General features: G+C 60.2%; 11 protein-coding genes and 1 pseudogene. 8 read left to right on the top strand and 4 right to left on the bottom strand.

Translation table 11 applies throughout. The features are described from left to right. Positions 1-64: 64 nt before the first annotated feature. Positions 65-1,654 (top strand): phosphoglycerate dehydrogenase, encoded by a 1,590-nt coding sequence (serA, locus tag K0U62_07475; GenBank protein MCH9801353.1) that lies wholly within the window; start codon positions 65-67, stop codon positions 1,652-1,654. Between the two features lie 90 nt (positions 1,655-1,744). On the opposite strand, the gene K0U62_07470 is transcribed toward serA, so the two are convergent. Further along, the gene (locus K0U62_07470) at positions 1,745-1,984 is read right to left on the bottom strand and encodes an NIL domain-containing protein (protein MCH9801352.1); all 240 of its coding nucleotides are present in this window, start codon (positions 1,982-1,984) and stop codon (positions 1,745-1,747) included. Between the two features lie 47 nt (positions 1,985-2,031). Here K0U62_07470 and K0U62_07465 point away from each other — a divergent pair, with 47 nt between their 5' ends. The 6 genes and pseudogenes from K0U62_07465 to K0U62_07440 all read left to right on the top strand — a co-directional run bounded on the left by K0U62_07465 (position 2,032) and on the right by K0U62_07440 (position 7,773). Beyond that, positions 2,032-2,334 carry a helix-turn-helix domain-containing protein gene (locus K0U62_07465; GenBank protein ID MCH9801351.1) on the top strand — a complete coding sequence of 101 codons (303 nt, stop codon included), beginning with the start codon at positions 2,032-2,034 and terminating at the stop codon, positions 2,332-2,334. A 115-nt stretch (positions 2,335-2,449) separates the two neighbouring features. Next, positions 2,450-3,667: pseudogene (locus K0U62_07460) on the top strand (class I SAM-dependent methyltransferase). Between the two features lie 7 nt (positions 3,668-3,674). Further along, positions 3,675-4,463 (top strand): glucose-1-phosphate cytidylyltransferase, encoded by a 789-nt coding sequence (locus K0U62_07455; protein MCH9801350.1) that lies wholly within the window; start codon positions 3,675-3,677, stop codon positions 4,461-4,463. Then, a complete protein-coding gene (locus K0U62_07450; GenBank protein ID MCH9801349.1) occupies positions 4,463-5,122 on the top strand; it encodes a PIG-L family deacetylase in 660 nt (219 codons plus the stop codon). The genes K0U62_07455 and K0U62_07450 overlap by 1 nt, the downstream gene beginning before the upstream one ends. Next, a complete protein-coding gene (locus K0U62_07445; GenBank protein MCH9801348.1) occupies positions 5,122-6,144 on the top strand; it encodes an SDR family oxidoreductase in 1,023 nt (340 codons plus the stop codon). The genes K0U62_07450 and K0U62_07445 overlap by 1 nt, the downstream gene beginning before the upstream one ends. A 186-nt stretch (positions 6,145-6,330) precedes the next feature. After that, the gene (locus K0U62_07440) at positions 6,331-7,773 is read left to right on the top strand and encodes a glycosyltransferase family 4 protein (GenBank protein ID MCH9801347.1); all 1,443 of its coding nucleotides are present in this window, start codon (positions 6,331-6,333) and stop codon (positions 7,771-7,773) included. A 37-nt stretch (positions 7,774-7,810) separates the two neighbouring features. Here the strand turns inward: K0U62_07440 and K0U62_07435 are convergent, their stop codons facing one another. From K0U62_07435 to K0U62_07425, 3 genes are read right to left on the bottom strand one after another with little or no spacing between them, the layout of a single operon-like run. Then, positions 7,811-9,340: a hypothetical protein gene (locus K0U62_07435; GenBank protein ID MCH9801346.1), complete on the bottom strand. Its 1,530-nt coding sequence runs from the start codon at positions 9,338-9,340 to the stop codon at positions 7,811-7,813. Beyond that, positions 9,327-10,373, bottom strand: a complete 1,047-nt coding sequence (locus K0U62_07430) for a glycosyltransferase family 4 protein (protein MCH9801345.1) — start codon at positions 10,371-10,373, stop codon at positions 9,327-9,329. The genes K0U62_07435 and K0U62_07430 overlap by 14 nt, the downstream gene beginning before the upstream one ends. Before the next feature lie 50 nt (positions 10,374-10,423). After that, complete coding sequence (locus tag K0U62_07425) at positions 10,424-11,350, bottom strand: glycosyltransferase family 2 protein (protein MCH9801344.1); 927 nt, start codon at positions 11,348-11,350, stop codon at positions 10,424-10,426. 279 nt (positions 11,351-11,629) lie between these two features. Here K0U62_07425 and K0U62_07420 point away from each other — a divergent pair. Further along, positions 11,630-12,822 (top strand): PT domain-containing protein (locus K0U62_07420; protein MCH9801343.1); only part of this gene is annotated, 1,193 nt, incomplete at its 3' end.

The raw sequence follows: 12,822 nt of genomic DNA, 5'->3' as shown, positions 1-12,822 counted from the left end.
AAACGGTTCACAAGCCGGGACGTACACTGGAGCGGTCCATCCCCCAGGTCTGGAGAAACCTGCTGTGAGCAAGCCTGTCGTCCTCATCGCTGAGGAACTCTCACCCGCCACTGTCGATGCGCTCGGTCCCGATTTCGAGATTCGCTACTGCAACGGCGCGAACCGTGAGGAACTGATCCCCGCTATCGCTGATGTCGACGCGATCCTGGTGCGATCAGCCACCAAAGTGGACGCAGAAGCGATCGCCGCTGCGAAGAACCTCAAGGTGGTAGCGCGTGCTGGCGTCGGGCTGGACAACGTAGATGTCAAAGCCGCCACTGAGGCGGGCGTCATGGTGGTGAACGCACCCACCTCGAATATCGTCAGCGCCGCCGAACTTGCGGTCGCGCTGTTGCTCGCCTCGGCGCGCAATGTGGTTCCCGCCAACGAGGCACTGCGGGCTGGTGAATGGAAGCGCTCCAAGTACAGCGGGGTTGAGCTCGCCGACAAGGTGGTCGGTGTGGTCGGCTTCGGCCGGATTGGGGTCCTCGTCGCACAGCGGCTGAGCGCCTTCGGCGTGCAACTGATCGCCTACGATCCGTTTGTGCAGCCCGCCCGGGCCGCCCAGCTCGGCGTGCAAATGGTGGAACTGGATGAACTGCTCGCTCGGGCCGATTTCATCACCGTCCACCTGCCCAAGACTCCGGAAACCATCGGTCTGATCGGAGACGAGGCGCTGCACAAGGTCAAGCCAGAGGTGCGGATCATCAACGCCGCCCGCGGTGGCATCGTGGATGAGGCCGCCCTGCACAGCGCGATTGTCGACGGCCGAGTTGCTGGGGCGGGACTGGATGTCTACGCCAAGGAGCCCTGCACCGATTCCCCGCTGTTCGAACTGGAAAGCGTGGTCGCCACTCCGCACTTGGGTGCCAGCACCGGCGAGGCGCAAGAGAAGGCTGGTGTCTCGGTCGCACGCAGCGTTCGACTGGCGCTGTCTGGCGAACTTGTTCCCGATGCGGTCAACGTTCAGGGTGGGGTGCTCGCCCAAGAGGTGAAGCCACTGCTGCCGCTGGCGGAAAAACTGGGCGCCATCCTGTGCCGGTTGTCCACCAACCCCATCGAGCGGGTCGATGTCGAGGTCCTCGGCGAAGTTGCCGGTGAAGACGTTCGGGTGCTGGAATTGGCGTCCTTGAAGGGGCTGATTGGGCAACTCGTTGATGATCCGGTGTCGTATGTCAACGCACCCATCATGGCCAAGGGTCGAGGTATTGAGGTGAGTCTGCGGACTGACTCGGAATCTTCCGACCACCGCAATGTGGTCCGGGTCGTTGCCACTCAGGTAGATGGCAGTCGCAGCACCGTTGCCGGGACGGTCGTCGGTCCCCGGCATGAGCCGCGCCTGGTCGAGGTCGATGAGTTCGACGTCGAAGTGGCGATCACCGAGCACATGGCCGTCTTGGGCTACGTTGATCGCCCCGGTGTGGTCGGCAGTTTGGGTCAGATTCTCGGCGAAGCCGGCATCAACATCGCCGGTATGCAGGTCGGTCGGACCACGGCCGGTGGCCGCGCGCTGACGCTACTGACAGTGGATTCCGCGGTGCCCGCTGCGACGATGGAGCGGATGGTTGCCGAGGTCGGGGCCGGATTTGGCACTGCCGTCGACCTCGAGAATTAGCGTGGTCGCGCTGTTCGGTGACTGTGGCAGCCAATAGCCGCTGCTCAACGTGGCGCCGGGCTGGCTGGTCGGGTGAGCAGTGCGCCGGCGTTAGCCAGCGACAATGTCGCCTTCGGCGCTGTCCACCTTGATGCCCTGGGTGGTGAGGTAGGCCTTGGCTGCGTCGATATTGCTAGGAGTCCCGTCCAACTCGATGATGAGCCAGCCGAAGTGGTTTTCGATGGCGGCCCGGCGAATGTTCGGTACGACGTCGAAGTCCTTCACGATGTGATAGATCACAGGTTCGGTGACTTGATCTTCTGGGAAGGTCAACCGGAGATGTTCGGACATGTGGTCCTCCTCTGCCTCACAGCGTAGTGCCCCTGTCACACTCAGGTATGGCCTCCCGTCGATATCTGCCACCGGTGGAGTGGCTCGCCGAGGATGGTGAGTGGCCCAGCGGTCCTTTCGCGGCTGACGCTCCGGTATACGCGACGACGACAGCCGCACTCGTGCAGCGGCTACAACGCTGCATTGACGACCGAGGGCTCACTTTGCGAGCTGCCGCACAACCGGCGGGCATGGATCCGACCTCGCTGTCGCGACTGCTGACCGGCAAGGTAGTGCCCGATTTGGGCACCATTGCTGGCCTGGAGCAAGCGTTGGCTGTTGACCTGTGGCCGGGTCGGGTGCGGCACTGACTGGCAGGGCCGGGTAAGTGCAACAGCAGTCCGGACTCATCGTGGGCAAATCGGAAGCGAAGGTGCAAGACTGAGCCGTACCAAGGTTGGAGGAAGGCCAGTGGAGACACGTCGTTGCCGGATATGTGCGACTGAACTGACCAAAACCTTCGTGGACTTAGGGATGTCGCCCCCGTGTGAGGACTTCCTCAGTGCCGAGCGCGTGGATGGCGCTGAAGCGTTCTACCCACTGAACGTAAGGATCTGCGAGAAGTGCTTGTTGGTCCAACTTCCGGAGTACATACCCCCTGACGAAATCTTCACTGATGAGTACGCCTATCACTCGTCGTACTCTTCCTCGTGGCTCCGTCACGCTGAGCTGTACAGCCAGCGAATGATTGAAAGGCTTTCATTGGGCAATGCGTCCTTAGTGATGGAGGTTGCCAGCAACGATGGCTACCTGCTGCGCAATTTTGTTGCGGCTGACATCCCGGTCCTGGGTATTGAGCCTGCTGGAAATGTGGCAGAAGTGGCGATTACGGAAGGAGTGAGAACTGAAAAGGTATTTCTCGGCCAGGAATCTGCCAGTCGGATCGTCGCGACCTACGGCAAGGCTGACTTGCTGGCCGGAAATAATGTCTTCGCTCATGTCCCCGATCTGCACGACTTCGTAGCTGGCCTCGCCACACTGCTGGCGCCACAGGGGACCATCACGTTGGAGTTTCCACATCTGCTGCGTCTCATCGAACTGCGGCAATACGACACGATTTACCATGAGCACTTTTCCTACTTCACGCTTCTAACCGCGCAACGAGCGCTAGCGCTGTCTGACCTGGTCGTTGTAGACGTCGAGGAGTTGCCGTCACACGGCGGTTCGCTTCGTCTCTTCGTGCAACATTCCGCTGGAGCGGGTCAGCCCACTGCTGCGGCAGCCAAGGTGCTGGCGGATGAGGCCGCGGCAGGTTTGGATTCGGTGGCCGGCCACAGTGGATTCGCAGCTGAAGTGGACACGGTCAAAGCCAATCTGCTCGAGTTCCTCATACAAGAGAAAAGAGCGGGACGAGTTGTCGTTGGTTACGGTGCTCCCGGCAAAGGAAACACACTCCTGAATCATTGCGGTATTCGGGCCGATCTGTTGCCGTTTACCGTCGACATGAACCCCAACAAACACGGCATGTTCTTGCCTGGTTCGCACATTCCCGTTTTGCCGCCGGAAGCCATCGCCGATCAACAGCCCGACGTAGTGCTCATCCTGCCGTGGAATCTTCGCAAGGAGATAGCGGCCCAACTTGAGTACGTCCGTGACTGGGGTGGACGTCTCGCAGTGCCGATTCCAGAACTTGAGGTGTGGTGATCTTTCGATGAAGGTAGTTCTGTTTTGTGGCGGCTATGGCATGCGGATGAGGGAAGGTCGAGACGATGTTCCCAAGCCGATGGTCCGAGTGGGAGAGCGACCGCTGCTGTGGCACGTCATGCGCTACTACGCTCATTTCGGGCACAAGGAGTTCATCTTGTGTTTGGGCTTTGGCGCTCACCACATCAAAGAGTTCTTCTTGCACTACCGCGAGACCACATCAAACAACTTTGTGCTCAGACGCGGTGGTGGGGTGGAGTTGCTCTCCCACGACATCTATGACTGGACGATCACCTTCGTCGATACCGGTCTGGAAACTCCCATTGGCGAGCGGCTTCGTCGGGTCAAACCATATCTGGCTGGCGAAGAAATGTTCTTGGCCAACTATGCCGATACCCTCACCGACGCTCCCATGAACGAAATCATCGCCAACATGGCGGCCAATCCGCAGTACGCGGCGTCCTTGTTGGCAGTGCCGCCGCAGATGGCTTTTCACATGGTCGAGCGGGACGCTGAAGACCGGGTGACCGGCATCCTTCCGGTTACCGAGCTTGATGTTGCCCAAAATGGTGGCTACTTCGTGTTCCGCAAGGAGGTACTAGACGAGCTTCAGGAGGGCGAGGACTTGGTGACTGACACGCTTCAGCGGATGTCAAGCAGCGGCAAGGTCTACGCTCACATGCACCGTGGCTTCTGGATGCCGGCTGACACTGTCAAAGAGCGGGCCGAGTTGGAGAAGATGTATCAAAGCGGCAACCGACCCTGGGCGTTGTGGAAGAACGGCGAAATGCTGTGATGTCATTGACCCTTCCACCAGGACCACTGCGCGTCCTCGGGTTAGGAGCTCATCCCGATGATCTTGAGATAGGGGCAGGCGGTCTGCTGCTGACGTTGGCAAACAGCGTCAGTGATCTCACCTATCAAGGGCTTATTTTGACCAGCACGGCGGAACGGCAAGTGGAAGCGGAGCGAGCCGTGACGAACTTCCTGCCGGGATGCGTAACTGAGATATCTTTCGCCGAACTGCCTGATGGCCTTGTGCCCCACCACTGGCTGGCGGCGAAGACCGCGCTAGCGCGGGTAGCGGCAAGCTTCTCGCCGGATGTAATCATCTGTCCGCAACTCGTGGATGCTCATCAGGACCATAGGACGCTGGCCGAACTTGTGCCGACAGTCTTTCGTGACCATCTCGTACTCGGCTACGAAATACCCAAGTGGGATGGCGACCTCGGTCGAGGCGCACCGGGGATCTACGTCTCCCTCGACGAGGAGGTTATGGCCCGCAAATGTGACCTGTTGCGGGAGTCATTTCCGTCTCAGATCGGTCGAGACTGGTTCGACGATAAAGTGTTTCGCGGCCTTGCCAGACTGCGTGGTATGGAGTGTCGGGCACCCTACGCGGAGGCTTACACCTGCAACAAAATGACGCTGACGCCGAGACGAGAGGATGAATAATGCGGGTTCTGCTTACCGGCAATCAGGGCTATCTCGGGACAGTGATGAGCCCGGTTCTCAAAGCCGCCGGACACGAGGTGATCGGTCTGGACACCGGCTACTTCGCTGAATGCGTCCTCGGTCCGATGCCAGATGACGACGAGACCATTGCGATCGATCTTCGTGACGTCACCACAGCACATCTGCGTGGTGTTGACGCGGTCATCCATTTGGGGGCGTTATCCAACGATCCGCTGGGCAGTCTGGCACCAGAAATCACCTACGACATCAATCATCACGCGAGCGTGAAACTCGCGGCCGCTGCCAAAGCCGCCGGAGTTGAGCGATTCCTCTACTCGTCAACCTGCTCCGTCTACGGGGTGCAAACTGGTGACGGCTTGGTCGACGAGTCGGCTCCGTTGGAACCGGTGACTCCCTACGCCATCAGCAAGGTGCGGGTGGAAGCCGATATTAACGAGATGGCCGACGATAATTTCACCCCGGTTTCGCTACGTAATGCCACTGCGTTCGGATTTTCACCGCGGCTTCGCGCAGACATCGTGGTGAACAACCTCGTCGGGTTTGCCCTGCTCTCCGGCGAGATCAAGGTGTTGTCCGATGGCACACCGTGGCGGCCCTTGGTGCACGCCAGCGATATCGCGGCAGCATTCTTAGCAGCGCTGACGGCCGATCGAGCTATCGTCCATCAGCAAGCATTCAATGTCGGTCGGCCCAGCGAGAATCTCAGGGTCAGCGAGATTGCCGAGATCGTCGCTGGCGTCGTTCCTGGGACATCCATTGCCATAACGGGTGAAGCGGGCGGCGATTCGCGCTCCTATCGGGTGGATTTCGCCAAGATCACCGAAGCCTTGCCGCAATACCAACCAGAATGGACAACTGAGCAAGGCGCTGCACAACTCCGCGACGCCTACACCGAATATGGGCTGACCCAGGGGCAGTTCGACAACCAGTTCACGCGCCTGAGCTGGTTGCGACACCTGCAGTCGCAGGGACAGCTGGACGAGTCCTTACATCGTCGCTAGTTGCGGACTCGCTATGACAGTCTCCCCTCGAGTTCAGCCGTTCCGCCCAGCAGTTGTGTCAAGGCCTGGCGGGGTACGGTTGCTGTTGTCAGCAAGGTTCCCAGTCGGCGCGAACCGCGAGTTAGCGGGACCGGGCTGGTGGCTGTCTTCGCTTAAGAAGCTGGAGCGAACGGGTAGGTAGGAAGAATGCCGCACGTCCTGATCATCGTCCAAAATCTGCCGCTGCCGCTGGATCGCCGGGTATGGCTGGAGGCGCAAGCGCTCCGCGATGCCGGCTATCGCGTGTCTGTCATCTGTCCGATGGGCCCAGGTGATCCGCCATTCGAGATCTTGGCGGGAATCGAGCTTCACAAGTACCCGCCGTCACCGCAAGCGCAAGGTGTGTTGGGGTACGCCCGGGAGTTCGCAGAGTCCTGGCTGCGAACGGCTGTTCGAGCCCGCAAGATTTGGCGCGCTGGTCGATTCGATGTGATTCAGGCATGCAATCCGCCTGATACCTACTGGGCACTTGCGCGACTCTTTCGCCGCCAGGGGGTGTCATTCGTTTTCGATCAGCACGACCTCAATCCGGAACTCTTTCTTTCTCGCTTTGGGATTCCTGCCACCCTCAGCCAGTGGATGCAGTACCGGATATTGCTATGGCTTGAACGGATGACCTATCGCAGTGCGCACCGGGTCATCGCGACGAATCGTTCCTACGCCCGGATTGCCGAAACTAGGGGAGGAATACCACCTGCCGAGATCGAAGTCGTCAGATCTGGACCAGACACCGGGGCTATGCGGCCACTAATGCCAGAGCGAGGTCTGGTGCCGGAGGGGCGCCACGTGGTCGCCTATTTGGGCATCATGGGTCCGCAAGACGGGGTCGACAGCCTCTTGCGATCGATGGCCTACCTCGTTCATCAACTGGGCCGTCGTGACATCCACCTGGTTCTTTTGGGCTTTGGTGATGCCATGGACGATCTCCTCGCGCTGGTTGACGAACTTGATATCGGCGAGTGGACCACGTTCACCGGCAGGGCCGATAAGGACATGATCGCGGACTATTTGTCAGCGGCCACGGTAGGAGTCGGCCCAGATCCCAAGAGCGCCCTGAACGACGTATCGACCATGAACAAGATCATGGAATACATGGCCTTTGCTCTGCCCATCATTACCTACGATCTCACCGAGACCAGAGTCAGCGCCGGCGATGCCGCGGTCTATGTTCCGTCGGGCGATGAAGAGGGTTTTGCTGAGGCTATTGCGAATCTGGTCGACGACTCTGAACGGCGCGCGGAACTGGCAGTGGCGGCCCGAGAGCGGGTTGCCTCCGAGTTGGACTGGGAAGTGCAGCGAAAGCGCTACGTGCGAGTCTTTGATGGGCTACTCGGTATCGAACGATCTGAAGAGGTCGAACCCACGTGGCCACAAGTTGATCGACGCAAACGGTCTCCGCAAGGGGGGCTGCCGGCTGATAGTCGAGGCCGCACGGCAATCAACCTACGTGGGCAGGAAGACCTCACTTCCTTTGCAGCGAGCAAAGGTGAAGCCGATGAGGAAGAAGTCACTCAAGGTGATGATGAACCTCACCCCACTGCGGATCCAGACTCACCCCCGAAACGACCGGACTCGAGTCAGTCCACTTGATCGGAGAGCCGTTGCGCACTCCGGTTTTGTCAGGAATCTAGCGGCCTGTGCGCGCGGTGCGACGAAAATCAAAGGCTAGATGTCCGGCAGCGCCTGACAAGTGGTGAACTCCGCTCAGCCAGGGTTGCCATGTTGGGCGAATCCGTCCGATTTGGCTCTCTTGATAACCCGTCGGTCCGATATGGAGAATTCGGTTGAGGGTGGCGGCGTTGCCATATCGACCGAAACCGTGCTCTTGGCCGATTCGAATCCAGTCGTTGCCTTCCCGGAGTAGCCCGCCGTTTCGGGCTCGCCGAGCGTCCGCGACAACTGGTTGTCGTTGGACCGGGTGCCAGGTTCCCGCGATTGGGTCGTCCGCTTGGTAGAGATACAACCGGCTGTTGACTTCACCTGTTACGTCAGCTTTCCCGACCAGGAGATACCAGCGGCCATCTTGGGAAAGGATTACCGGGTCGACGAACTTGTCACCTTTCAGCAGCGTTGCCCGGAAACGCCATTCATACGGAAATCCCATGCATTCATAGAGCCGTAGTTCTCCGCTGGCGCTGCACTCCGGGGTCATGAATAGCCGACCGTTGTACTCGAATACGAAGGGGAACGACATGTGAAAAGGTTCGGTGATTACTGGCTGCAACTCGCCGAAGTTACCGTCGCGATACTCGACTGCACTGATTCGAGCTCGGCCAGTCTCCCATTCGTATTCCTCGACGTAGAGCATCATCCGACCGTCATGCGCGAAGAGGAATGGGTCCGCCAGGAAGCCGGTTCTTGGATTCGGTAGCACCGAAGCTTCACCAAAGTTCGCCGTTCGCCAGTCTCCGGGTAGGACAGCGACTGACCAGTACTCGTCGGTAATGGGAAGTGCTTTTCGAATGACTCGGCGAGCAAACGAGCGAAAGTCGGCGGTGAGCAGTCGGGTTGCGAATCCGTTGGCCGATCCAGTGCTGGGCGTCACGAGTGGGTGGTGGTCCACCGGAGTTACCGCGTCCGCAAGGAGCGTCGGGAGGATTATCGCCACATCATTAGCGGCGCGCCTAGTCGCTAATAGTGATTGCTCAGCGGCGGTGTAGGCGGTGGGGCTGGCGTCGGCTGCAATAGTGGTAGCGCTCTTCCACCCAGGAAGTGCAGCGGTGACACGGTAACCGGCGGCTGGCGCTCGTGCGGCCACGAGTCTCGCAGCGGCCGGCGGTCGACCTTCCGGAAGACCGTCGAACTCAATGCCGATCTCCGCTCTTATGGCGCTGCCCATCTCGGGTGGAGCCGCAGCAGCACCGAGGGTGACCAGGACAAAAGGGCCACTGGGAAAACCACCAGCTATTGCGGTTGGCCCGCTAGCCGTACCTTCGCTTTCGGAACCTGGTGTGGCGGCGGCTAGCACTCGATCAACGCCCAGCGCGAATCGAACCGGCATCGGGGTGCGTGGTGTGGGTGGTAGACCAGCCCGATCGAGCGTCACCGAATAGCCGTGGTCTTGCAGTATCGCCACCGCTGTCCAGGCAGTCGCATCATCGGCACCGGACCGCAATACGATTCGGGGTGCTTTGTCCGTCCGTTCAGTGGCGCACACGACGCCTCCTCCGGGTGGATGAGCGGTAGCGGTCAATGGCGCCATGAATCACTGCCCGGTACTTGGGAAGTACCGCCTGCAGCGAGTACGCGTCTTGTACTGTCTGGCGCGCCCTAGCCGCCAACTGAGCCGCCCGATCCCGATGGTTCAGGAGCGTTCGCAGGGCGCGGGCGATAGCAGCAGAGTCTCCGACTGGGACCAGGATGCCGTTGTGGCCGTCTTGGATGACGCTGGGTAGGGCCCCCACCGGAGTGCAGACCACTGTCGCGCCATGTGTCATCGCCTCGAGGACAACCATGGGCATGCCCTCGACGTGGGAGGCAAGCACCAAAATCGCTGCCTCATCGAGCAAGTCGGCGACCGCGTTTGGTTCGACCCAACCTGGTAGTTCAACCTGATCTCGGTGGGGGTCACCGACGATGACAGCAGAAACTTCTGGCTCCAGCAGTTCTCCGGCAAGTATCAGTCGAGCCTGCGGGAACTCATCGGCGATTGCAAGGAATCCCGCAGCGGTTTCGGGAGCTCCCTTTGGGCGGGAGACGTTGCCGATCTGGACTACCAGCTGTGGTCGACTCGCAGGATCGGGAATCTCGTTGGGAACCGCAACCGGATTGGGGATGAAGATTGACTCGGTAACGTCGAGTTCGGCGAGCCATTCTTCCCAGGACGGATCGAGGACGATGACTGACTCGGCTCGCCGAAGAACATTCCCGAGAATCGCGCGTTCCCACTTGTTCGCGTGAGCCAGGTGCCGCCCAACCTTGGCGCTATGCAGGTGAAAGATGTAGGGAACACTCAGCGCGCGCAAGAGTCCGGCAGCTGCGGCCTTGCGGCGGATCGAGAAGCCGCTAGTTGCATGAATCCAGACCAGATCCGGGCGATGAGTAACGATCTCGCCAACGAGGCGCAGATAGCCACCCAACCCCGCGAGCAACTTCGCTACTGGGCCGCCCGGGCGGTGGGTCGTCAATCGCTGCATATCCAGTTGATCGCGCAACGGTGAGTCCAAGATGGTGCGCACGACGGTGTCCATCCCCCCTCGGCTTTCCGGGCCTGGGGCGAGCAGGAGGACGCGAGGGCGGGTCATGGTGACGTGCCCGCCCATCTCGCGAAGGTTTCGCTGGGAGGATCTTGCTGGCGGACAGAGTTTCCGGCGGACTCCCGCGCATGGACGCGGCGCCGGAGGGCTTCTCGAGCGGTGACCAGCCGGTCGATCTGAGGCACCAGTCGCCGGTAAGTCTTCGCCTGCCAGGCGTGCCGATGATCGCCAAGAAAACGAATCTGTCCCTCGATAAGGAGCTGATCACTGAGTCTGGTGCCACCCGGATTGTCGCTCACCGTACCTGCGGTAGCGTGCCTTGCCGCAACTACGGGCACCATCCGCGTCCGCCAACCTCGGCTGCGGGCCCGAGTTTGCCAGTCCACCTCTTCGGAGTACAGAAAGTAGCGTTCATCGAATCCGCCGACATCTGCCCAGGCATCCTTGGAAATCAGCAGGCAAGCACCGCTGAGGTATCCAGGTTCGCCTTGTGGGGGTGCCGAGTAGTTGTCTGACAACGGTGTTCCCCGCAGGAGCGATGAGTAACCCAACCTCGAGATCAGCGCACGGGCCATTGTTGGATGACGATGGGCGTTATCCCATGGGTGCCGGGAGCTGTCAAAGATCATGGGCGCCACGGCCGCCATGTCGGGATGAGATTTGAGAGTTTGCTGGAGTGGGCGAATATCTCGGATCAGTTCCGCGTCGGGATTGAAAAGTAGTTTGTCGCTCTCCGGGCAAGAGTAAGACATTTGGTTGACCGCTCGAGAAAAGCCGATGTTCTCCGGATGAAAGGTCCATTCGACGTCTGGGTATTTCGCGGCGAGTTTCTTGATTTCAGCCGTGCCATCAGATCTGTTGTCCCACACCAGGATGCGAGAGTCACCTGCGAATCGATCAAGTGAGTTTAGGCAGCGTACTAACAGGTCAGCCCGGCGATAGCTCACTACAAGAACGGCAGTGTCGACCACGTGATCTCCTCCTGAACGTTGCTGAGGCTATCGCGGGTACGGCAGCCACGAGTGGTCGGTAGGACAGCGATCATTACTCCAAACGGGTGAAGCCTAGTCTCGGTCGTCACGAGATGTCGCCGGACTACCGAACCCACTTTCATGAAGTTCACGGCGCATTTCGTACCAGTAGTAACCACGGGGCTGTTCATGGCCGCGCTAGCTGCCCCGGCTAGCGCCAGTGCCCTCTCGAATCACGCAGGAGGCGCCCAATCGTCCGCTGTGCGATCCGCTGCAGTTGTGACCGGTTCTGGTCTGACTGCTGACGAGGGAGCCAAGCAGGCCAAGCAGGCCAAGAAGACCAAGAAGGCCAAGAAGTGCAAGCGGGCCAAGAAGACGAACAACGTCAAGAAGATGAAGAAGTGGTGCAAGAGCGACAAGCCACGCAAGGCCAACCGGAACACTTTATTAGCAGCTAGCACGGCAGACGAACTGCTGACGGGTTCGCTACCGTCCGGTGAGCGCCGCGGCTCCGCCACCGTAACGGCTGCCGTCGCTGGCACCTCTTCGGCCGTGCTCTCGCATACCGGCGACTGCAGTCGGCTCCGAGTGACCATGGCACAGAATGGAACTGCGCTCGACTCCGATAACAGCCGCAACGGGCGTGATGTGCGGATCAGTGCGGCTACCGCGGCAGGCCCAGTCGACTTCATGCTTGCGAAACCCAAGCGCAAAGTGAACTGCTCTGCGGATTGGGCGTTGGCAGTGTCACTGCCGCAGCCGACCGAGGAGCCGACCCAGGAGCCGACTCAGGAGCCGACTCAGGAGCCGACTCAGGAGCCGACTCAGGAGCCGACTCAGGAGCCGACCCAGGAGCCGACCCAGGAGCCGACCCAGGAGCCCACTCAGGATGCGGACTCGGGGCGCCTCACGGCTGACGAGACAGCTGACACCTGGGCCTTGGCTGCTTCCAGTTCCGGGCAACTGTCGGGCGGTCTTGCTCACTCAGGATGCGGGGAACTGCGTATGCGGGTCTACAACAACGGCCAGTTGATCATCGATTCTTGGTCATCGGCGGAGATCATTGCTGACAAGCCAGTCAACGCAGGCGAGATCGAGGTGCGAATCATGCGGGCGCCTGACTTCGAGACCAGTGGATGCGAGTCCGATTGGTCCTCGACAATGGCAGTGTCCGCGAGTAACTCTGAACCGACTGCGGAGCCGACGCAGGAACCGACTGCGGAGCCGACGCAGGAGCCTAGTGTTGCGCCGTTGTGGGTTGGCGACTTCGAGGATGGCGGCTTTGGTCAGTTCAAGGACACTCCGTGGAACAACTTGCCGGGTGCGCCGCCGGCGGCGTCGTCGCCGACGCGGGCTGGGTCCTTCTCGGGTGCCTACCGGATTACCGCTGGCGGTCAGCGTAGTGAGAATGTGCCTAGTTTCCGTTCATTGCAGGAAGGCGATGACTTGTGGTTCTCCTTCTCCACTCGGCT

The sequence above is a fragment of the Actinomycetes bacterium genome, from assembly GCA_022599915.1.
Lineage (GTDB): Bacteria > Actinomycetota > Actinomycetes > S36-B12.
This window is presented reverse-complemented; position numbering and strand designations above follow the sequence as displayed.